This window comes from Eikenella sp. NML03-A-027 (genome assembly GCF_001648395.1).
GTDB lineage: Bacteria > Pseudomonadota > Gammaproteobacteria > Burkholderiales > Neisseriaceae > Eikenella > Eikenella exigua.
Genome location: NZ_LXSM01000006.1, coordinates 99,711 through 119,457 on the forward strand (window position 1 = coordinate 99,711; position 19,747 = coordinate 119,457).

Sequence of the window (19,747 nt, forward strand, 5' to 3'; positions counted from 1 at the left end):
CTTATTTCATGCAGCGGAATACTGCTTGTTCATAGGAAATGCCTTCTTTGGCAGCCAGCGCTTGGGCACGTTGGTGCAAATCCAGCTCGGTCGGGTCGGCATACTCGGCAAAGTTCAGGCTGCCTGCCGCCTGTGCTTCGCCACCTCTAGCCATTTCACCGGTCGGCAGCTGCTGCGGCAGTACCGCCGCCAAAAACTCGCGCAGCGCAGCGCCCAGCGGCTTCGCCGCCTCGCCCTCGCCGAAGTCGGCGGTGGTGTGCTCGGGGTGCTCGGCAAAATCCAGCACCTGCACCACCAAGGCTTTGTCGGCAGGTTTCAGGCGGCCTTCTTTCACTAAGCCCTCGGCAAAGTCGGTGTTTTGCTGGTGGGCGGCATCGCGCAAATCTTTTGCCTGCTCATCCTGCAGCTTCTTCAATTCGGCCTTGGCCTGGGCGGCATCGGCCTCCGCCTTCTCACGTGCGGCCTTTTCGGCAGCCAGTGCGGCGGCTTGGTCTTGTTCAGACATGGGAGACTCCTTATGGTCGGTTGGGTTGGGGGTGGGAGGGGGATCGGCAAACAACACCGGGTCGGGCGGCAGGTCGGGCCGGGCGGCCATTTCCTTGATGCCTTCGATTTCCCAGTCCGGCACCACCTTGTCGGCGGCGTCTTGGCCAAACTGGGCAATCAGCCATTCGCGCATATTGCGCCACAGCCGGGCGGCGATACCGTGCGCCGCCTCGGAAAACTCCACATACACCTCGCCTTCGGCAAAGTTGATGGCGGCAAGGCCTTTGACCGCGGGCGGCTGAGCACCCAAAAAACCGACATGGCGCAGTGACCAAACGCCGGGTTTCGGGTTGTTCGGGCTGTCCGGCGGGTAAAAACTAGCCGACACCTTCTTGTAGCGTCCGGCCTTCACTAATCCGGCAAAGTCGTCATCCACTTGTGCGAAATCGGCAAACAGCACGCCGTTCTCAGTTTTCAGGTCACTGATCCAGCCGAAGGCCGGGTCGTCGGTTTTGGGATGGCCGACCACAATCGGTGCTTCGTGCAGCTTCGGGTCGTAGGCCGCCACAGCCTCAGCCAAATCGGCTGCGCTGATATTGACCTGTCGGCCGTTGTTGTCGGTATGCGTACCGGCTCGAAAAATCTCAAACATAAAAATCCCCGCATCGGTTGATACGGGGATTCTGCTCGCGGATTTGTCCGCGGTCTTTTAAAACGTTTTCAAAAATGCGTTGAGCCTAAAAATCTGAAACCGCCAAATTTGCGTTTTTAGCGCGTTTGGCGGTCAGGATAGGCAAACATACCAACTTTCAAAAAGACATCGGTCAGGCGATTTCCTGACCGACTTAGTGCGCGATTCAGACTTATTGTTCCGGCGTACCAAACAAGTCGGCCTGTTTCTCAGCGAGTATCTGCCCGCGCACTTGGCGAATAATGCCGTACAGCCGCTGTCTCGTTATTTGGTATTTTCGTGCCAGTTCATCGTGATTATAGCCGGTAAACTCATCGTAGATTTTACGGTTACGGGCTGCAGCGCGGGCGGAGATGTTACGCGGTATGTAGATATTCTCCCCGCTGAAGGTATCCAAGATGCAGTCAACCGCCTCTTCCGACAATTTTTCTGCCTCTTCCTCAGACAGTCCTTTGTCCACCAACAACCTGACCCACGCATCAAATATGGCGGAAGCCAGCTCGTTATATTTGTCTACCATTATTCCCTCCCTTTATCTGCCACCCGTTTTTTCCATTGTTTCAGGTACTCAATCACCCGCGAAGCATCGTCCACGCTCAGCCAGCCCTGATAGTCCACGCCGGTCATGCGGCTGACGAAACGAGCCAGGCTCAATTCGCTCGGGCTGCGTACCGCGCCCAAGCGGTGCAGCTCCAACCACAGGGCGCGTATTTTTTTGATTTGCGCATCCACTCCGTCCGCTGCCTCGCGCACCGGGATATCCTGCCTGCCGCTCTCGGCCTGCGCCTTGGTGGTGACCACGAAGCCCTGCGCCTTCATGCCGCGCAGCGCCAGTTCCAGCTCCTCCAACGACAGTTTGGTGCTGCTGGTCTTGCCGCCCGATACGTTGGCCAGCAGCCTGCGGTAGGCAGCATCGTCCAGCATCAGCTGGTTCTTGGCCACGTGCAATAGCTTAATCAGCCGGGCTTTCTTGTGGGCTTTGGGTTCACGCATTTGGACTCTCCTAATATTCCACTGATGCCGCCGCACTGTGGCAGCGGCATGGGTTGAACATCACGCTTTAACCAAGTCTTTGAGCTTCTCGTTCGGTGTGAACTTCACTTTGCGTTTGGCCGGGATGTCGACCGGTTCGCCGGTTTGCGGATTGCGGCCGGTACGCGCGGCCGTCTCGACCACCTTGAACGTCCCGAAGCCGGGCAGGGTTATCCGCTCGCCTTTGGCCAAAGCCTTCGTGATACTGTGTTGCACGGCCAGCAGCGCGATTTCGGCATCGGCCCGGCTCAATTCGCCGTGTTCGGCAATGGCTTTGATTAACTCTGATTTAGTCATGGTTTAACTCCTGTTTAAATTGCGGCAGGCCGTGCCGCGCGGGTTACTGCTTAATCTCTGGGACATCTTGCACTTCCTCACCACGTAGGCGAGCGTTGGCATTGATGGTCATCATCGCTATGGCGGCATAATTCTGTGCCGGGGTATTCTTGGAGGAGATACCGCGCACCATAGGTACGTCACTGGTACATCCGATGTCCAGCGTATTTTCCACGTCTTCGATGGTAATGATTACTTTGGCCATATCGTTACTCCTGCCAACCGCCCATCAATTCAACCAGCTCGCCGATTAAGGCGCTCAGGTTGGCGGACACAATGACCTGCGAAGCAGCGGCCAAGTCGGCGGCATTGTCGCCGTGGTTTTCCGCCGCTTCCTGCAGCACGTCCAAATACTGGATACGTTTGAGCGTGAACTCGCTGGTTAGCACAAAGGCAACCCGCCCGTCCCAAACCAAGCCCAGCTCGCTCACCACCTTGCCGCAGCGCACATGGCCGGCTACTTCCTCGGCTGTCAGGTCTTGCCGTTTGATGCGTATCTCCGGTGGCACATCACCCGCGCCTCGCAATGAGGCAATGTCATCCAGCTCAAAGCGTCCGGCGGCATGGCCGCGCAGCAGCCATTCAGTCATCAGTGCCGATGGCGTTCGGCGGGTGTGTGCCAGCTGGGCTTTTAAACCGCCCAAGGCTTCGCGCAGTTTAGCGAGCAGGTTTTCCGCTTTGGAGGCGGCAGCGCTGTCCACCAGCAACATGCCGTCGGCAAAGAGTGCACGGGTATGGGTGGCGCGGACAAAGGCACGCGGCAGCAACTCATCGGTTACCTGCTCCTTCAATTCCTGCCGTTCTTTGCGACCGACCGAACGGCATTCCTGTTGCTCAATACGTGCCACCCGCTCGTCTACCGCCCGCTGGATGACACTACCCGGCAATACCTTCTCCTCCCGCCTTAACGCAATCCCCATCGTTTGTTCAACCTTAAAGACCAGCTCGGGGGTGAAGCTCTGCGGTGCGGCAAAACCCTCGGTAAACCAATCCAGCCCACCGCACGGAGCAAAGGGTGCGTCGGCCAATTTGTCGGCCAGCAGGGCGGCATTCGGGGTTTCAGGTAGCCTGAACACGGTACATTGACTAAACCACATAATTACACCTTTGCAATATCCAAGTTCATTAGCTTGTAATCGCCTTCGTCATCGCGGCGGTACACCCTCACATAGGCCTTGCTGGTCAGGATTTGCAGGCTATCGGCCACCGCATCCATCGCCTGCTGCCATTTCGGGTGGCTGATTTTCAGGCGGCGCAGCCCCAGCACTTTGCCGGTGCTGATGTTGCCTTCCTTGTCGGTTGCAAACGCGGCCTGCACAATCGTCCACACGTCGGCATCGGTCACCCCGGCCAGCATGTCGTGCAGCGCCTCGTCAATCAGTGCCTTGGCCGCCTGCAAGCCTTCGTCGAAGCTCAGGGTATCCTGTACGGCATATTGCACGCGGTAGTGGCCGTCAAAGCTGTGCAGGGTCAGGTTGCCTTTTTTCTTGCCGCCCAGCTCCACACCGAAGCGTTCGGCGGACAGCTGTACAAAGGCGTTGATGTCGTCCATCGCCCCTCGTTTGTAATCGGCCAACTGCTCGGCCACCGCCTGCGCCTTACCGACAATCTCCATCACCAACTCGTCGCGTAAGAGGTCGATTTCGCGGATGTTGTCAATCGGTACCAGATTGCCGCGTGCGTCCTTCTTGTATTGGCTCATATCAATTTGGCTCATCTTCATTCCTTCCATCGTCTAAAATTTGGTTTCGTTCAATCATCTTGTCGGCCAGCATGCCTAACATTTCGGCCAAACGCTTTTTGTTTCTGGCTATTTCCTCTTCCGTCCACACCTTTTTCGGAGCTTCCAGTTGCGGCGGGGGCGGCACGGGCGGGATGCAGGCAATCAGCATTTTCGGGGTCGGCCAGCGGTCTACGGTTGCCCATAACGCGCCGAAGGCCTGTCGGATGCGCGGTACATCGCGCTCGTCGTCCCAGGCGATCGGCAGCGAATCGAAAGCGGCAATCCATGCCTGATACGTCCCGTCGGCCGCATCGAGCGGCGGATGCCCAGGCAACCGCATGGCGAACATGTGTTGGATGCCGGACACCAAGGCATTGTTTACTTCTTTGGTCATCATTTCGGATCATCATCGCTTAAACTTCTCACCGGCTGCGGCCGCTTGCAGGGTGCTGCTGGCCGCGGTCTGTTGTTGCGGGTTAAGGCTTCCTGAAAGGGCGGTATCCGCTGCCGGAGCCAAGGCCGTGCCGGCGGTTTTGTCCGGCGTCCAGAAGGTCAGGTTCTCCAGCAGGAAGCCGTGGCTGGTCAGGGGCGGGGTCAGCTTGCCGCTGTCGCGGGCTTCGATAACGCGGTTAAACGCCCAAATCCATGCCTCGCGCGGCGCGGGGTAACTCTGCCGCTTGCGGGTAATCTCGCCCGCCTGAATCAGCGGTACCAGCTCGCCCAGCAGTTTGGCCGCCCGCGCCCAGCTCAGGTCGCGCTCGCCCGGGCGGAACAGGCCAAGATAGCGCAGCGCGGCTTTGGCCAGCTCGTCGGAGATACCGGCCAGCGCCACCATCAGGCTGCGGGCGTCATCGTGGGTCAGCAGCACTTCGAGGCTGGCCACCGCACCGCAGGCGGGACAACGGGTTTTCATTTGCCCTCCCGGTTGATAAAGATATCGTCGTATCGGTTAAAGGCGGCCATACACACCACCACCAGCAGCATAGCCGCCACCGTCAACACCAACACGCCGGAGACGATGCTGGCCAAATACCAGATAAATTTTGCTACGGTTACCATGTCTTATTCCTCCTTCTGCTTGGCAGGTTGGATTTTTGTGCCGCAGAATGGGCAGTAGCTATGAGTAACTGATGTCTTCATTTTTTTACTGCTCTGTTTCCCATTCTTCCGGGTAACGGTTTCTTCCCACTCCACTTGGGTATAGGTCACAACAGACAAATCCGGCATCCGGAAGCCCGTCTGTACAAAGGTAGGGTTGACACTGACTACCCGACCTTCGGCCTCTAAAGATTTCTGTATTTTTTCAAGGTATGTTTCCAGACAATTGCAGTTCATCGTTATTCCTCCACCGGTTCTAAAACCACACCGCGCATCCGCTCTTGATCGCTCATGTGTTCGTACACTGCTACCGCTTCGACGGCCTCGCTCTCGGCCTGCCGCTCTTTGGCTGCCAGCCGTGCCGCTGCCGTATCCGGCTGTCCCACCAGCTGCCGATGGGCGGCAGGCTGCGGGGTACAGCTGCCGGCCATGGCGGCATAGGCCACTGCCACGATGGCGGCAATCAACCAGTTCCGAGCTTCGCGCCGAGCAACGTTTTTTAATTCCGGCCACATGGTTGTTATCCTTTCCAACTGATGCGGATATAACGCACCGCTTCGCCGATACCGATGCCGATGATGATCAGCGCCAGCGCCAAGGTCAGCGCGTTGCCGAGCACCTGCCAGCAGCTTGCCTGTACAAACCAGTTCCAAAATGCACTCATCTCACACCCCCCTTACCATGTCGCCGTCCACCGGCATCTGCAGCTCGGCCGCCTGATTCATTGCGGCACTGACTAGATTATTGACTGCCAGCGGGTAGAGCAGGCTGTGCTCTTCCACCCCGCGCCCGCTGCGGCCGCGCACCGTCAGCCGTTCGGCCACCGCGTCAATCGCGCTCTCGTCCATAATTTTGGTGATGTCGCCGCCGGCACGTTCGATTTTGTGTTTCAGGTAGCCTGCCAGCCGCCCGTCGGTCAGCGGCAAGAGCGTCACCACCTCGCAGCGCTGCACCACTTCGCGCACCGCCGGGTTGTTTTCGCTGAGCTTCTGCGCCAGTTCGGTCTGGCCGATCAGTACGATGCCGAGCAGGCGGTCAAAACCGTTCTTCAACTCAAAAAAGCGTTTCAGGTGCTTCAGGGTGGGAATCGGCAGGCCGTGCGCCTCCTCAATCAAGAGCAGGTGTTTGTTGCCTGCTTTCGCGCTTTCCGACAAAGCGCGGTGGATTTGGCGGAAACGTGCTTCCGGGCTGCGTTTCGGGCTGGTTCCCGGCGATACCGCCTCCAAAATTGCCTCCGCAATATGTACCGCCTTAAGCGTTTTGCCTTTTTGGTCGTTGTCCTCCATCGCCAGCACATACGGTTCGATGGTGATAACCTGCCTGCCATCACGGTTGATGCGGTCTTGCAGGTCTTCGCGCAGGGTGGACTTGCCGGCGCCGCTCTCTCCGACTACCGCCACAAAGCCGCCGTGGCAGGCCGTTTGGAACATCGCCTCGCGTACATAGCGCACATCCGGCGTCATATACACGTCTTCCGCGCTGCGGATTTCATCGTTGAACGGGTCGCGTACCAGGCCGAAATAACGGCGGGTGGCTTGGGTCAAAGTGGCTTTTCGTAGTAACATATCGTCGTCCTTGTCTTCGTCAGTTGCTTGGGCAGGTGCGGTTTCTGGCTCGTTTCTCAGGCTCGCCGGGATAGCCGCACCATTCTTTTCAAAATACTGCTTCAAACTCTCGCGCAGCCCGGCTGCGCCTTTTTTCGGCCATTCACCGTGGTTGATTACCGCCACCAACCTGGGCTTGCTGCAGCCGATTTCGGCGGCGGCCACGGCGTACGATTTGCCGATTTTTCTAAATGCTTCCTTCATCTCATGCCCCTTTCACAATCCGCAGGCTGCCTGCGGTTTTCAGGCGGCCGAATACCTCTTCGATTTGGCTGGCGGCCACCCCGTCCGGGTACAGCCGTTGCAGGGTTTTCACTGCCTCGCCCCAGTTGCCGCCGGCTGCTTCGATGCGCGGTTTGAGCAGCTTGGCCAGCTCGACCTTGCTCAACACCTGCTCGCGCACTTCCATCGTGTTGTAGGCCATCTGTTGCCCTTGCTTGGGCATATACAGGGTGTTAGCGGCGGCCAGCGTGTCTTCCTGATGTTTGAACGGGTCGATTTCGCCGCCGAAGGGCACCGCCTTGCCTTTGCGTTTGGCGGCTGCCGCTTCCAGCGTGTCGGCCTGCATCGCCAGCTTGTCCAGTGCCTTGGCGTGGCTTTGTGCGATGGTGTCGGCCTGCCCTTTGTATTCCGCACCGATGACGGCGGCATCGACTCTGAAGCCCATCTCGTCGAACACCACCTCCGGCACCGCCTGCCAGATTTCGTTGCCTTCGCTGTCGTAAGTGGCGATACGTGCGCCGGTCGGCTCCCACGGGTTCTTGGCCACCAGCAGTTTCTGCCCAACCAGCACACCCTTGATGTCTTTCACGCTGTACACCCGGCCGCCGAAGCGAATTTCCAGATCGGGCGACACCTTGGCTTCTTTCGGTGCGGAAACGGCCAGCTCGCGGCAGTAGTCGGCAGGCGGCGGCAGAATCAGCTGCTCGGCCTTGATTTTGTTCCATGCCTGATAGCGGGTCAGGCCGTGTCGGCTGTGAATCTGCGTGCCGTTGTAGTAACGCATCCAGCGTTCGGCCAGGCGGTTCAGCTGCCCGATGTCGTGCACCTCGGTAAAGCGCAGGCTGCTTTCAAACGCCGTTTCCACAATGTCGTTGCCTTTTTCCACCTGTCCTTTGGCGCGCGGGTTGCCCGGCTTGTTGATCTGCACATGCACGTCCAGCGACTTGCACAGGTTTTTAAACGCTGCCGAGGTATTCGCACTGCCCGGGTCGAGCATCACCATGCGCGGCACGCCGCGGAACGGGTCTTTCAGGATGTCTGCCTTCTCCTGCATCATGAAGATAAAGAAGTCGCACAGGTTGGCGCTGGTCTCGCCGCCGAAGTAGTAGCGGGCAAGGATGGTGCCGCTGGCGTGGTCGGTGCCGGTGTAGCGCCACACACGGTCGTTTTCGATTTTGACCACGTTTTTCGGTTTGTTTTTGTAGAACTCTTCCTGCTTCATTACCCGCAGGCCGCTGTCCTCGCCGCTGCGCGGCAGGTAGTAGAGCACGCACAGGCTGGGGTCGATCTGCCAGCAGTGGTTCGGGTGCTCCGATTTCATACGGTTCACCGGCGCGGGCTGCAGCAGTTGGTCGGGATGCAGCTTGTATTCGCGCAGGGCGCGGGTAACCGTGCTCTCGGACAAGGGCAGCACCTCGCCTGTTTCCTCATCCACGCGTGCAGCCTCGATTTTGCCGTTGGCGCGCAGCATCTCCACCGCGCGGGCGACCGACATCAGCCGTTTGCCGTTGCGCCGCATCGCCTCCATCAGCACGGCCGAAATCAGTTGTGCCTCGTGCAGGCTTAATTCCGAGCGGCCGGCATCGCTGCGCCGTTTGCGGCAGGGCTTCACGCTGACCGCCTCCAGTTTGCGGTACAGCGTGGCCACGCTGATGCCCAGCTCGGCCGCCTGACTTTTCAGGTAGCCTGCCTTCTCGCCGTGGCCGAGGGTGGCTGCATGAGCGGCCACGGCAGCCAGTTTCTCGGTCAATGCAGGGTTCATGGTTTACTCCCCGTCCAGCCATTCCGGCTTGGCGTTGGTCGGTGCTTCTTGCGGCAGGGTAAAGCGTTCGCGCAGGGTTTCGGCATCGCGGATGATTTGGTTGATGGCCGCCACCATCTGCGGGCGGTGGTCGTAGCCGTTGGCTTCGCCGTGTGCCAGCATCTGTTCGAAGACCTCGGCAAAGCGGCTCAAGTCGCTACGGGCGGCCACTTCCAAACTGGAGAGCTGCATGGTCAGCTCGCTGCCCACGTCTTCGGGGCTCGGCTCTTTGCCCGTTTGCTTCTTGGCCAGTTTCTCGGCCAGCTCGTCCACCTTCTTGTTTTTGTCGGCGATGATTTTGTCTTTGGCCTCGGCGGTTTCGCGGCTCTCGCGCAGGGCGGCGCGGAGTTCGCGTACCGTCATTCTTTCCACATCGTCCAACGTGTGACCGTTGATATCGCCGCCGTCAGCTAAATCGACTATCGCCTCATCCTCCTCTACCAGCAGCTCCAGCAGTTTGGATTTACCCAGCTCCATCAACTTAGACTGAGCCTTCTGCATTTGCGGTGTAGCAAAACGGCGGGTGGCTTGCGTGAGCTGTTGCGCTGCTCGTGCCGACATCCCAAAAACTTCGCAGACGTCTGCGAACTTTTCCCAAGTCATGTGTTCTTTCAACACAATTAGGACACGACCAAGCTCAAACATACCTTCAACGGTCTGCCTCATTGCTTGGCGGCCACGTTCAATCCAACGATCTTCGTTATAAGCCTCACCGTTGCCCCATTGCTCCATTACCATCAGACTGTGCATAGCCGTCTGGTTGCTGTTGCTGTGTTCAATGATTTCCATTTTGTTGCTCATGTTCTAGTCTCCAAAAGTTGCGACGTCGCAACTTATCAAAATGTAGTGGTACGTTGGTTCAGCTCTTCCAATCTGGCCATCATGCCTTCCTGTTGCCGTCTGAACCGTTCGGCAATCTGAAGCGTCTTCACGCTGTAGGCGAAATTGCCGTTATCCAGCTTCACCACCAGCCCCGCCTCAATCAAATCTTCCAGCTCGCGGGTAACGTAAGATGGGTTAAGGTCTAGGCCGTCGGCGATTTCCTTATTGCTGATGCCGATTAGCGGGTGCGCTTCCAATGCCTTGAAGACACTCAGCAGCCGCTGTCCTTTTCCGCTCGCCATATCAATCCTCCGGTTGCTCTTTCAGTCCCAATTTAATCGCCGCCTCGTGCGCCATACCGCGCCGGCCTTTCAGTTGGCCGCGCAACAGGTGCTCCACCACCGTGCGCTCGAAGCCGAAATATCTTGCCCATGCGCTGCGGTTGATGCCGTGCCGCACGAAGTACCGCTGTGCCGACTGTGTTGTCTGCGGATAGGGCAGCGGCAGAAATTTGTCATGTTGCTTACTCATTTAGTGCCTACCTGTGTTAATCTGTGCTAATCGTTTATTCCAAGGAGTCCCGCGCCATGCATATCGACAATGCCCCTGGGTTTTCTACTGCCGAAGAACATATTGCCGAGCTGTACCGCCGGATAGATGGGTTAAGTGACCGTATTGAGAGTCTCGACTTGGTGTTCTATCCCATCTGCCTCGCCATCCGTTTGCAGTCTCCCCTTTTCTTTGATGAAATCACGTCCGGAATAGGAACCGTCCATCGACAGAAAATAAAAGAGGCGGCGGAGGCGGATTCTCCGATTGATCCTAATAAGGTCTATGCTTTGGAACGCTTCTTAGCGACAGCCAAGCTTGTTCGAGAGAGTGCCGAAAATGTTCAATCCGAAGTTGCCGCCGCCGGGAAGCCAGCCGGATAAAAGCCTTTTTCTTCCGGCTCAAGGCCGCTTGGATTTCCTGACGTATGATTCGACGCAATTCTTGTTCGGTCATTTTTCGTCCTTTTCTGTGTCGGATTGGTTTTAACTGTGGTGTTGCGTGTATATTATACGAACAAATGAGTATATGCAACAGGAAAATGCACAAATGAGCATAAATATTCGCCTAAAACAAGTGATGGAAATTAAAGGATTGAATATAAAATCTTTTTCTGAAATCTCTGGTTTGAAATATCGCACACTCCAAAATTATCTAAGCGGGGAAAGAAAGCCTGATGTAGATAATCTAGCAAAAATAAGCACCCATTTGGGTGTAAACCTAAACTGGCTGCTAACAGGGATAGGCGAACCCTTTGTGAGCACTACGCCGCCGGCACCGGTAAAATTAGCCCCGGCGGCTGCCGTGCTGCGCGAGCCTCAAGGGGCTTATCATGTGGAAGCGCCGTTAAACGAGCGCGAAAGGCAGTTGTTGGAAGATTTCCGTTCGGCCAACGAGCAGGGGCAGAATGCGATTGAGGATGCAGCCAAAGCGATGGCGGCAATCGCGGCACTTGCGAAAAATAAAGTAGGATGAAGAGATGAGAGCTTTGCTGATAGCTGTTTTGCTGCTGCCGTTAATGGCGGCCGCCCAAACCGTTTCCTGCCGGGTGGTCGGAGTGTCCGACGGGGATACGCTGACTTGCCTGGCTGCGGGCAATCAGCAGATTAAAGTGCGCCTGAACCAAATCGACGCCCCTGAAAAAGGCCAGGCCTTCGGGCAGGCAGCCAAACGGAAGCTGTCGTCTTTGGTGCACGGCAGGCAGGTGCAGCTCCGAACCGAGGGTTTGGATAAATACGGGCGCACTATTGCAGAGGTATTTTCAGGTAGCCTGAACATCAATAAAGAGATGGTGCGGAGCGGCTATGCTTGGGCATACCGCGAATATGTGCGGGATAACGAATATCTGCGCTTGGAAGAGCAGGCGCGCCGCGCCAGCCGTGGGTTATGGTCGGAGCCCAACCCCATTTACCCCAGCGAGTTTCGGCATGGTCGCCGTGCCGGCACGGTATCACGGCAAATCCTGCCACCGCATGAACCGCGCCGCAATAATCAGGGCGGCTTCGCTTGCAACGGCAAACGCTTCTGCCGCGAAATGACCAGCTGCGCTGAAGCCCGCTTCTATCTCAGGCAATGCGGCGTAGGCCGCCTTGACCGCGACGGCGACGGCGTCCCTTGTGAAAGCCTGTGCCGTTGATTTCCCGCATTTTCGGAAAATGAATTAAAAGACATTGGACGAATTTTTCTGATACCATCCTAGAAGCGGCGGCGAACGTATTTTTGAAAACGTTTTAAAAGACCGTGGACAGCTTCCAGCGCAGAATCCCTGCATCATTTGATGCAGGGATTTTCTTATGTATATCACCATTACCGCAGGACACAGTAACACCGACCCCGGCGCCGTCAACGGCAGCGACCGCGAGGCCGACATCGCGCAAGACATGCGTAACATCGTCGCCGCCATCCTCCGCACCGACTATGGATTGGAGGTTAAAACCGACGGTGAGGGCAAGGGTAACCTGCCTTTGCGCGAGGCAGTCAAGCTCATTAAAGGCAGCCGCCTGGCCGTCGAGTTCCACACTAATGCGGCACTCAATAAAACCGCGACAGGCATTGAAGCCTTATCCACCCCAAAAAACAAAGCCGCCTGCCAGCGGCTCTGTCAAGCTGTGGCCGACATCAGCGGCTGGAAGCTGCGCGGCGAGGGCGGCTATAAGCCCGACAACGCCGGCCAGCACAGCCGCCTAGCCTACGCCCAATCCGGCGGCATCATCTTCGAGCCGTTTTTTATTTCCAACGACGCGGACTTAGCCCAATGGAAGCAAACCAAATGGAGCATCTGCCGCGCCATTGCAACCGCCATTGCCGAAGAGGTCAAAGCATGAAAGAGGAAAAAACATTAATAGCGCTGGCATCATCTACTGTATTGCCGAGCCTAACCCATCCCGCACCCCGGCTGGAATATTCGGTCGGCGCGGCCAGTTATCCGCTTAGCGGCCGCCGCAGCGGTGTGGCTGCCGCCAGACGCGCCGCCAAACGGCGCAGAAAGGCTGGAAGATGAATAGCCTTAAAAACTGGCTTGCCGGCGCCTTTACCAACCCGTCTACCGGCCAAGCCAGCCACACCAAGGTGTGGGCGAATGTGGCCTATACCGTGATGACCTACAAATTTGTCATGGCACCCGAACCGGTGGAGTGGATGTGGTGGAGCTACGGCTGCATTGTGGGTGGTTATGCCCTCATCAAGCGCGGCCTATCCATCATCCCGCAGCTGGAACAGATCAAACAACAGGGAGATCAAAATGTGGATGCTACCGACGAATAAATCTTTGCTGTACGCACTCGGCATCGGCCTGACATTGGCCAGCGTATACGGTGCGGGCTACACCCACGCACGCCGTATCTATCGCGGCGAAATCGCACAGCTGCAGCAGCGCCATACCGAGCAGGCGCTGGCCGCCGAACAAGCCTACAACGCCAAGGTGGCCGAAATCAGCGCCGAGCGACAGAAATGGTACGACTTCGCACAAGGCCAATCGGCAAAGCTGGCCGAAACCAGCCGCCGATTGGATACCCAAACCACACGTATCAAACAGGAGATAGCAAATGCAGTCAAAAACGATCAAAGCAGCGGCCGTTGTTACAGCGGCCTTGGCGCTGACAGCCTGCAGCTCTACAAACAAGCCCTTGGCTACACCGATTAAGGTGGTGGAGCGCCCGGTGCTGCCGCCCGCCGCTGCCGAACTGCTGGCCGAGCATCCGCGCCCGGCGCCGCCGGTTTCAGGCAGCCCCACGGATTTGCTCAATCACGCCGCCGACTACGGCGCATGGTGCGGCAAACGCGACACCCAAGTGCGCGGGTGGCAGGAATGGTATCGGAGCAAGCAGTAATGGATATTTCAGACAGAGCCACCCAGCAGGAGGAGCTGGCGCGTGAGGAGGCACTACGCCAAATCAGGCTACCTGAAAACCCGGCCGCCACCTCGCTCTTGTACTGCGTAGATTGCGGCGCCCGCATCCCCAAACGTCGCCGCCTGGCCGTCCCCGGCTGTACCCGCTGCGTGGGCTGCCAGGCATACCAAGAAATCGGATACCCCTAATGATGGAAAACAAAACCTTTATCAGCATTGAGTTCTGGCAGCTGGTCGGCTTCCTGCTCTCTTTTCTCGGCGTGTGCTGGGGCTTCGGCAAGATGTTGTTGGCGCAGTTTCAAAACCAGCAGGCCGAGCGGCAGCGGCAGTTTGAGACCATGCAGCAAAAGCTGGAAAGCATGGACAACCAGTTCGCCGAGCAAAAGGCCATCCTGCCGGAAAAGTATGTTCTGCGCGAAGACTACATCCGCAACCAAGCCGTGCTGGAAGCCAAGATGGACAGCATCCAGCACACACTGACCGACTTGTACAAAATAGAAAGCCAAAAGAAATGAACGATAAAGCCCGCAGAGAAGGGATGCGCTGGCATCTGATCAACACCCTGAACAAAGCCCGGCCGTACACCTCCAGCGAAGTGTTCCTGTTGGACGTGATGCGCGGCATTTATCCCGATGCCACCGCATTGGAGCTGCGCCAGCAGCTCGAATACCTGAGCGACCGCCGCCTGATCGATCTGACCAAGCAGCCTGCCGGCATGTGGTTTGCCGACCTGACCCGGCTCGGTGTGGACTTGGCCGAGTACACCATCGACTGCCAGCCCGGCATCGCCCGCCCCGATAAATACTGGGAGGGTTAAATATGGCACGCCGCAGCACACTGGCCACCCTGCCGGAAGACATCCGCCACGCCTTTGAGCGCAAGCTGGCCGAGAACGGCTTTGCCAACTACAGCGAGCTGACCGAATGGCTGCATGAGCAAGGCTACGAAGTCAGCCGCTCCGCCGTGCACCGTTACGGGCAGCAGGTGGAGCGGCGTTATGCCAGCATCAAGGCCAGCACCGAGGCCGCCCGTCTGATTGCCGAGGGAGCATCCGACGAAGGCGACACCCGTGCCGAAGCCCTGATGGCACTGGTACAGACTGAGTTGTTTGATGCGCTGGTAGCCATCGGCGAAGTGTCGGATGAGGATTTGTCGCCCATGCAGCGCTTCGACATGATGAGCGAAGGCGCACGGCGCATGGCGGGCTTTATCTCCGCCGGTACACGATTGAAAGAATATCAAGCCAAAGTAAAAGCCAAAGTGGCCGCTGCTGCCGATGATGTAGCCAAACAGGCTAGAAAGGGTGGTTTGTCCGACGAAGCGGCCGAAGCCATCCGCAAACAGATTTTGGGGATTGCGTCATGAGGCAGCCTGAAAGCACCAGTCCGGCCAAACGGCCGACTGAAGACCGCACCCCGATGGCGCTGCTGCCTTATCAGCAGCGCTGGTGCGCCGATACTTCGCCGGTCAAGCTGTGCGAAAAATCGCGCCGTATCGGTTTGAGCTGGGGCGAAGCCGCCGACACCGCGCTGCTGGCCGCCTCGGCAAACGGCATGGACAGTTGGTACATCGGCTATAACAAAGACATGGCCATCGAATTCATCCGCGACTGTGCCAACTGGGCGAAGTTCTACGGCTTGGCGGCGGGAGAGATTGAAGAAACCGAGGAAGTGTTTGTCGAGGGCGACGAGCAGAAATCCGTGCTTGCCTTCGTCATTCGTTTTGCCTCCGGTTGGCGTGTTACCGCCCTGTCCAGCCGCCCGTCCAACCTGCGTGGTAAGCAGGGGCGCGTCATCATTGACGAGGCAGCGTTCCACGAGCAGCTCGGCGAGCTGCTCAAAGCTGCAATGGCCTTGCTGATGTGGGGCGGTCAGGTACACATCATCTCCACCCACGACGGCGTGGACAACCCGTTCAACGAGCTGATTACCGACATCCGCGCAGGCAAAAAGCCGTATTCCATCCACCGTATTACCTTTGACGAAGCGGTTGAGCAGGGGCTGTACCGCCGTATCTGCCTGCGGCGGGGCTTGGAGTGGACGGTGGAGGGAGAGGCGGATTGGTGCAAGGAAATCCGCGACTTCTACGGCGAGGATGCCAGCGAGGAATTGGACTGCATCCCGAAAAACGGCGGCGGCAAATGGCTCAACCGCGCCTTGATCGAAAGCCGCATGAATCCGTACACGCCGGTTATCCGTTACGATCAGAGCGACGATTTCGGCCTGCTGCCCGAACCGCGCCGTGCTGCCGAAGTGGCGGACTGGCTGGCCGACATCCTGCAACCGCTGCTTGACGGCTTGGACAAAACCCGCACCAGCTTTGTCGGCGAAGACTTTGCCCGCAGCGGCGACCGCACCGTGATCGTCCCCTTGTTGCAACAGCCGAACCTAGCCCTGAAGCCGCCCTTTGTATTGGAACTGGGCAATATGCCCTTCGCCCAGCAGGAGCAGATTATGAAGCACCTGCTGCACGGCCTGCCCAATCTGCGCGGTGTGGCATTGGATGCACGCGGTAACGGCCAATCCATTGCCGAAGCCATGCGCGACGAATTCGGCGCGGAGGTATGCGAGGCGGTCATGCTGTCCGAAAACTGGTACCGAACCCATACCGCCCCGTTCAAAGCCGCCCTCGAAGACGGCACGCTGACCGACCTGCCGCGCGACGAAGACATCCTGACCGACCTGCGCGCCTTCGAACTGGTCAAAGGCGTGCCGCGTATTCCCGACACCCGCACCAAAGGAGCGGACGGCAAAAAACGCCACGGCGACGCGGCGATTGCCTTTGTGTTGGCACACTACGCCAGCCGTGAACTGAACACCGGCCCGGTACGTGTGGCCAGCCGTAAAATCCGCCGCAGCAGCCCCTTAACCCGAGGATACTGATATGGCCAAACCCCACTTCAAACTCAAAACCGCCAACGGCGCGGTTACCCTCAAACTCGCCGACCTGACCGCCCACCTCGCCGTTGCCCAACGCTTTTGGGGCATCGGCGGCTTCGGCGGCTATCTGCCCAATCCCGACCCTGTGTTGAAAAAGCTCGGGCGCGACATCTCGGTTTACCGCGAGCTGCTGTCCGACCCAATTGTCGCCGGCCATGTGCGCCGCCGAAAGTCGGCGGTGGCCGGTATGGAATGGCGCATCGAAGCCAACGGTGCGCCTGATACGGTTTGCGACACCCTTGCCGAGCTGTTTTCCGGTTTTGACCTGTACCGCCTGATCAACCAAATCCTAGATGCCACCCTGTACGGCTATCAGCCCTTGGAAATCATCTGGCAGCGGGGCAGCCTGTGGCTGCCGTCCGAGATCGTGGCCAAGCCGCAGGAGTGGTTTCAGTTCGACCAAGACGGGCAGCTGCGCTTCCGCCTTTCAGGCAGCCTGAACGACGAACCGGTACCGGCCTTCAAATTCCTGTGCCCGACCCACAATGCCAGCTACATCAACCCCTACGGCATCGGTGATTTGTCCTGTATCTACTGGCCGACCATCTTCAAACGCGGCGGCCTGAAATTCTGGGCGGAGTTCTCGGAGAAATTCGGCGCACCGTGGATCATCGGCCGCGAGCCGCGCAGCAATACCGACCAAGACACCGACCGCCTGCTGGATGCTTTGGAGCAGCTAATCGGCAACTCGGTGGCCACTATTCCCGACGACTCCAGCGTCGAAATCAAAGAGGCGGCGGGCAAACAGGGTAGTGCTGATGTGTACGACCGATTTATCCGCTACTGCCGCTCCGAGATTGCGATTGCCTTGCTCGGCCAAGACCAGACCACCGAAAAAGACAGCACCCACGCCAGCGCCACCGCCGGTTTGGAGGTAACCAAAGACATCCGCGACAACGACTGCCGCATCGTCGAAGGCTGCCTGAATCAGCTTATCGACTGGATCTGCGGTTTCAACTTCGCCGCCGACACCCCGCGCCCGCAGTTTGTTTTGTACACCGAAGAAGCAGGCGACAAGACCTTGGCCGAACGCGACCAAATCCTGACCGGCTGCGGTGTCCGGTTATCCGAAAGCTACTGGAAACGCGCCTACAACCTGAGCGACGACGATATTGTTCAGGTAGCCTCTCCGCCAAATGCGACGCCGGCGTCACCTTTGGCCGACTTCGCCGAGCACCGGCCGGCTGCCGATGCCGGCTTGGTCATCGACACCCTCGCCCCGCTTTCAGGTAGCCTCAATGCACAGGGGCAGGCATTAACCGATATCTTGATTGGCAGCCTGAAACAGGGACAAGCCACGCCTGAAGCAGTGCTGGACAGGCTGACCGCCGTTTATCCGAATATGGATGATGCCGCGCTTCAAGAGGAGTTGGCACGCTTAATCTTCCTGGCCGAACTGGTCGGCAGGGTGGAAGCTGCTGAGGAGCTGGCCGAATGAATCCCGAAGACATCAAAGCCATCTTCGGCATGCAGCCCGAAGCCGCCGTGGCCTATCTGCAGCAGAAAGGCATCAACGTATCATGGGACTGGCAGGACATGCTGGACGATGCGCACGCCACCGCCTTCACCGTAGCCAAAACCGCCGGCATGGATGTGGTCGGCGATATCTATGCCGCCGTGGTCAAAGCCGCCGAAAGCGGGCAAACGCTGGAACAGTTCAGCGGGCAACTGACGCCGGTATTGCAGGCCAAGGGCTGGTGGGGCAAGCAAGACCTGCCGCACCCGGACACGGGCGAACTGCAAAGCGTGCGCCTGGGCAGCCCGCACCGCCTGAAAACCATCTACCTGACCAATATGCAGTCGGCCTATATGGCTGGGCGTTATGCCGAGATGATGGATGCCGTGGATACTCACCCATACTGGGAATACGTGGCGGTCAACGACGAGCGCACCCGCGAGACCCACCGCCTGCTGCACGGCAGCGTTTATGCCGCCGACGACCCGGTGTGGGACAGCCTGTATCCGCCCTTGGACTACCGCTGCCGCTGCCGAGTTCGACCCTTATCGCGCAGCCGGGGGGAGGGAAGAGTGCAGCCCAGCCCGCAGCTGGAAACCCAAACCGTGGACATCGGTGTCAACCAATATACCGGCGAAGAACGCCATGCCCAACGCACCGGCATCCGCATCAACGGCAAATTCGTCGCCCCAAATGCCGGCTTCAATGCCAACCAAGGCAAAGCCATGCTCTCGCGCATGGCTTCGGTGGCGGTGGATAAGGCGCAGGCCGCCCATCCAGATATTGCCCGTGTGGCGCTGCGGCAGATGATGGGCAACGAGCGTTTCAAATCCTCGCTCAATGCCGCCCAATTGGCTTGGGTAATTAATCTATTGAAAGGATGACGATGCTGGAAATCAGCCTGGACGACGGCGACCTGCAACGCGGCCTCGGCCAACTGTTGCGCAACGCCCGCCACCCGCGCCCGATGATGAAGGCGATGGCCGCCGAACTGCTCAGCATCACCGAAGACAACTTCGCACGTCAACGCTGGGGCAGCAGGAAATGGGATCCCACCAAGCGCGGCGGCAAAATCCTACAACAGAGCGGGCAGCTGGCCGCCAGCATCCACACCGCCTCCGGCAACAACTTCGCCCGCATCGGCACCAACAAACCCTATGCCGCCATCCACCAGTTCGGCGGCACCATCGAAGCCAAAAACAAACCCTATTTGGTGTTCAAAGCTGGTGGTAGTTTCCACAGCGTCAAACAAGTCAACATCCCCGACCGCCCCTACCTGCCGATGAGCAAAGACGGTACACTTCAGGCAGGCGCCGAATCCCGCCTGCTGGATGTCGCCCTCGATGCTTTGGCACGGGGTGTCCGAAAATAAAAAGCGGGCAAATCTGCCCGCTCCGTTTTGTTGCACCCAGTGCAACGTTGTTACAATTTCGCCATCCCCCTTCATCCACTCTCATCCAGCTTAATCCCATTTATCTCACAGACCCCTTATATTTATCTCACTGGGTTTCACAGTTTTACGGTTCAGCAGCTCTTTAACAATCAGATTACCGATAAGTGTGGGTGTTTTACACCTGCACTGTTGAGAAGAAGACAAGACGATGTTTTGACATTGTCCTGTTGGTTTCTTTGAAGCAGA

32 protein-coding genes are annotated in these 19,747 nt (G+C 58.1%); 15 read left to right on the forward strand and 17 right to left on the reverse strand.

The features are described 5' to 3' along the window. Position 1 precedes the first annotated feature (1 nt). The 17 genes from A7P96_RS03235 to A7P96_RS03310 form a co-directional block, all read right to left on the reverse strand. A complete protein-coding gene (locus A7P96_RS03235; RefSeq protein WP_067524701.1) occupies positions 2-1,138 on the reverse strand; it encodes a 2-oxoacid:acceptor oxidoreductase in 1,137 nt (378 codons plus the stop codon). 211 nt (positions 1,139-1,349) lie between these two features. Beyond that, positions 1,350-1,697 (reverse strand): Mor transcription activator family protein, encoded by a 348-nt coding sequence (locus A7P96_RS03240; protein WP_067524703.1) that lies wholly within the window; start codon positions 1,695-1,697, stop codon positions 1,350-1,352. Continuing rightward, a complete protein-coding gene (locus tag A7P96_RS03245) occupies positions 1,697-2,170 on the reverse strand; it encodes a regulatory protein GemA (RefSeq protein ID WP_067524705.1) in 474 nt (157 codons plus the stop codon). Before A7P96_RS03245 ends, A7P96_RS03240 begins: the two co-directional genes overlap by 1 nt. A gap of 60 nt (positions 2,171-2,230) precedes the next feature. Then, on the reverse strand, positions 2,231-2,506 hold the full coding sequence (locus A7P96_RS03250) for an HU family DNA-binding protein (protein ID WP_067524707.1): 276 nt from the start codon (positions 2,504-2,506) through the stop codon (positions 2,231-2,233). 43 nt (positions 2,507-2,549) lie between these two features. Beyond that, positions 2,550-2,750, reverse strand: a complete 201-nt coding sequence (locus A7P96_RS03255) for a hypothetical protein (RefSeq protein ID WP_009427417.1) — start codon at positions 2,748-2,750, stop codon at positions 2,550-2,552. 4 nt (positions 2,751-2,754) lie between these two features. Next, a complete protein-coding gene (locus A7P96_RS03260; protein WP_067524709.1) occupies positions 2,755-3,642 on the reverse strand; it encodes a recombination-associated protein RdgC in 888 nt (295 codons plus the stop codon). Positions 3,643-3,644: 2 nt separating this feature from the next. Further along, positions 3,645-4,262, reverse strand: coding sequence for a DUF3164 family protein (locus tag A7P96_RS03265; RefSeq protein ID WP_197476437.1), 618 nt, complete (start codon positions 4,260-4,262; stop codon positions 3,645-3,647). Next, the gene (locus A7P96_RS03270; RefSeq protein WP_156496252.1) at positions 4,249-4,665 is read right to left on the reverse strand and encodes a hypothetical protein; all 417 of its coding nucleotides are present in this window, start codon (positions 4,663-4,665) and stop codon (positions 4,249-4,251) included. The genes A7P96_RS03265 and A7P96_RS03270 overlap by 14 nt, the downstream gene beginning before the upstream one ends. 9 nt (positions 4,666-4,674) lie before the next feature. Continuing rightward, positions 4,675-5,181, reverse strand: a complete 507-nt coding sequence (locus A7P96_RS03275; protein WP_067524714.1) for a hypothetical protein — start codon at positions 5,179-5,181, stop codon at positions 4,675-4,677. Further along, on the reverse strand, positions 5,178-5,327 hold the full coding sequence (locus A7P96_RS10645; protein WP_153716856.1) for a hypothetical protein: 150 nt from the start codon (positions 5,325-5,327) through the stop codon (positions 5,178-5,180). Before A7P96_RS10645 ends, A7P96_RS03275 begins: the two co-directional genes overlap by 4 nt. Positions 5,328-5,605: 278 nt before the next feature. Further along, entirely contained in the window at positions 5,606-5,881 is a 276-nt protein-coding gene (locus A7P96_RS03285) for a hypothetical protein (protein ID WP_067524716.1), read from the reverse strand. A gap of 5 nt (positions 5,882-5,886) precedes the next feature. Beyond that, positions 5,887-6,030 (reverse strand): hypothetical protein, encoded by a 144-nt coding sequence (locus A7P96_RS10650; RefSeq protein WP_156496253.1) that lies wholly within the window; start codon positions 6,028-6,030, stop codon positions 5,887-5,889. Position 6,031: 1 nt separating this feature from the next. Continuing rightward, positions 6,032-7,174, reverse strand: a complete 1,143-nt coding sequence (locus A7P96_RS03290) for an ExeA family protein (protein ID WP_067524717.1) — start codon at positions 7,172-7,174, stop codon at positions 6,032-6,034. Position 7,175: 1 nt separating this feature from the next. Continuing rightward, complete coding sequence (locus A7P96_RS03295) at positions 7,176-8,954, reverse strand: DDE-type integrase/transposase/recombinase (protein ID WP_156496254.1); 1,779 nt, start codon at positions 8,952-8,954, stop codon at positions 7,176-7,178. A gap of 3 nt (positions 8,955-8,957) precedes the next feature. Beyond that, positions 8,958-9,794: a hypothetical protein gene (locus A7P96_RS03300; protein WP_067524719.1), complete on the reverse strand. Its 837-nt coding sequence runs from the start codon at positions 9,792-9,794 to the stop codon at positions 8,958-8,960. Between the two features lie 35 nt (positions 9,795-9,829). Further along, complete coding sequence (locus tag A7P96_RS03305) at positions 9,830-10,117, reverse strand: helix-turn-helix domain-containing protein (RefSeq protein WP_067524721.1); 288 nt, start codon at positions 10,115-10,117, stop codon at positions 9,830-9,832. Between the two features lies 1 nt (position 10,118). Beyond that, positions 10,119-10,346, reverse strand: coding sequence for a DNA-binding protein (locus tag A7P96_RS03310; RefSeq protein WP_009425435.1), 228 nt, complete (start codon positions 10,344-10,346; stop codon positions 10,119-10,121). 56 nt (positions 10,347-10,402) lie between these two features. On the opposite strand from A7P96_RS03310, the gene A7P96_RS03315 reads away from it, so the two are divergent. The 15 genes from A7P96_RS03315 (at position 10,403) to A7P96_RS03385 (ending at position 19,480) form a co-directional block, all read left to right on the forward strand. Beyond that, positions 10,403-10,747: a hypothetical protein gene (locus A7P96_RS03315; RefSeq protein ID WP_067524723.1), complete on the forward strand. Its 345-nt coding sequence runs from the start codon at positions 10,403-10,405 to the stop codon at positions 10,745-10,747. A gap of 166 nt (positions 10,748-10,913) precedes the next feature. Continuing rightward, a complete protein-coding gene (locus A7P96_RS03320) occupies positions 10,914-11,339 on the forward strand; it encodes a helix-turn-helix domain-containing protein (protein ID WP_067524725.1) in 426 nt (141 codons plus the stop codon). Between the two features lie 4 nt (positions 11,340-11,343). Then, complete coding sequence (locus A7P96_RS03325) at positions 11,344-12,000, forward strand: thermonuclease family protein (RefSeq protein WP_067524727.1); 657 nt, start codon at positions 11,344-11,346, stop codon at positions 11,998-12,000. Positions 12,001-12,157: 157 nt separating this feature from the next. Next, positions 12,158-12,688, forward strand: a complete 531-nt coding sequence (locus A7P96_RS03330; RefSeq protein WP_067524729.1) for an N-acetylmuramoyl-L-alanine amidase — start codon at positions 12,158-12,160, stop codon at positions 12,686-12,688. A 172-nt stretch (positions 12,689-12,860) separates the two neighbouring features. Further along, the gene (locus A7P96_RS03335; RefSeq protein WP_009425429.1) at positions 12,861-13,127 is read left to right on the forward strand and encodes a hypothetical protein; all 267 of its coding nucleotides are present in this window, start codon (positions 12,861-12,863) and stop codon (positions 13,125-13,127) included. Between the two features lie 4 nt (positions 13,128-13,131). Further along, on the forward strand, positions 13,132-13,506 hold the full coding sequence (locus A7P96_RS03340) for a hypothetical protein (protein ID WP_082887895.1): 375 nt from the start codon (positions 13,132-13,134) through the stop codon (positions 13,504-13,506). Then, positions 13,490-13,693: a hypothetical protein gene (locus tag A7P96_RS03345; protein ID WP_064087582.1), complete on the forward strand. Its 204-nt coding sequence runs from the start codon at positions 13,490-13,492 to the stop codon at positions 13,691-13,693. The genes A7P96_RS03340 and A7P96_RS03345 overlap by 17 nt, the downstream gene beginning before the upstream one ends. After that, positions 13,693-13,902 (forward strand): TraR/DksA C4-type zinc finger protein, encoded by a 210-nt coding sequence (locus tag A7P96_RS03350; RefSeq protein ID WP_067527790.1) that lies wholly within the window; start codon positions 13,693-13,695, stop codon positions 13,900-13,902. Before A7P96_RS03345 ends, A7P96_RS03350 begins: the two co-directional genes overlap by 1 nt. 2 nt (positions 13,903-13,904) lie before the next feature. After that, positions 13,905-14,228 carry a hypothetical protein gene (locus tag A7P96_RS03355; protein WP_064104242.1) on the forward strand — a complete coding sequence of 108 codons (324 nt, stop codon included), beginning with the start codon at positions 13,905-13,907 and terminating at the stop codon, positions 14,226-14,228. Continuing rightward, positions 14,225-14,530 carry a hypothetical protein gene (locus A7P96_RS03360; protein ID WP_009425424.1) on the forward strand — a complete coding sequence of 102 codons (306 nt, stop codon included), beginning with the start codon at positions 14,225-14,227 and terminating at the stop codon, positions 14,528-14,530. Before A7P96_RS03355 ends, A7P96_RS03360 begins: the two co-directional genes overlap by 4 nt. Before the next feature lie 2 nt (positions 14,531-14,532). Beyond that, entirely contained in the window at positions 14,533-15,078 is a 546-nt protein-coding gene (locus tag A7P96_RS03365) for a phage protein Gp27 family protein (protein WP_067524732.1), read from the forward strand. Then, positions 15,075-16,595, forward strand: a complete 1,521-nt coding sequence (locus tag A7P96_RS03370; protein ID WP_067524734.1) for a terminase large subunit domain-containing protein — start codon at positions 15,075-15,077, stop codon at positions 16,593-16,595. The genes A7P96_RS03365 and A7P96_RS03370 overlap by 4 nt, the downstream gene beginning before the upstream one ends. Position 16,596: 1 nt before the next feature. Beyond that, positions 16,597-18,090, forward strand: a complete 1,494-nt coding sequence (locus A7P96_RS03375; RefSeq protein ID WP_067524736.1) for a DUF935 domain-containing protein — start codon at positions 16,597-16,599, stop codon at positions 18,088-18,090. Then, entirely contained in the window at positions 18,087-18,992 is a 906-nt protein-coding gene (locus A7P96_RS03380) for a phage minor head protein (RefSeq protein ID WP_067524737.1), read from the forward strand. The genes A7P96_RS03375 and A7P96_RS03380 overlap by 4 nt, the downstream gene beginning before the upstream one ends. Positions 18,993-18,994: 2 nt before the next feature. Beyond that, positions 18,995-19,480 carry a phage virion morphogenesis protein gene (locus A7P96_RS03385; RefSeq protein ID WP_067524738.1) on the forward strand — a complete coding sequence of 162 codons (486 nt, stop codon included), beginning with the start codon at positions 18,995-18,997 and terminating at the stop codon, positions 19,478-19,480. Positions 19,481-19,747 lie beyond the last annotated feature (267 nt).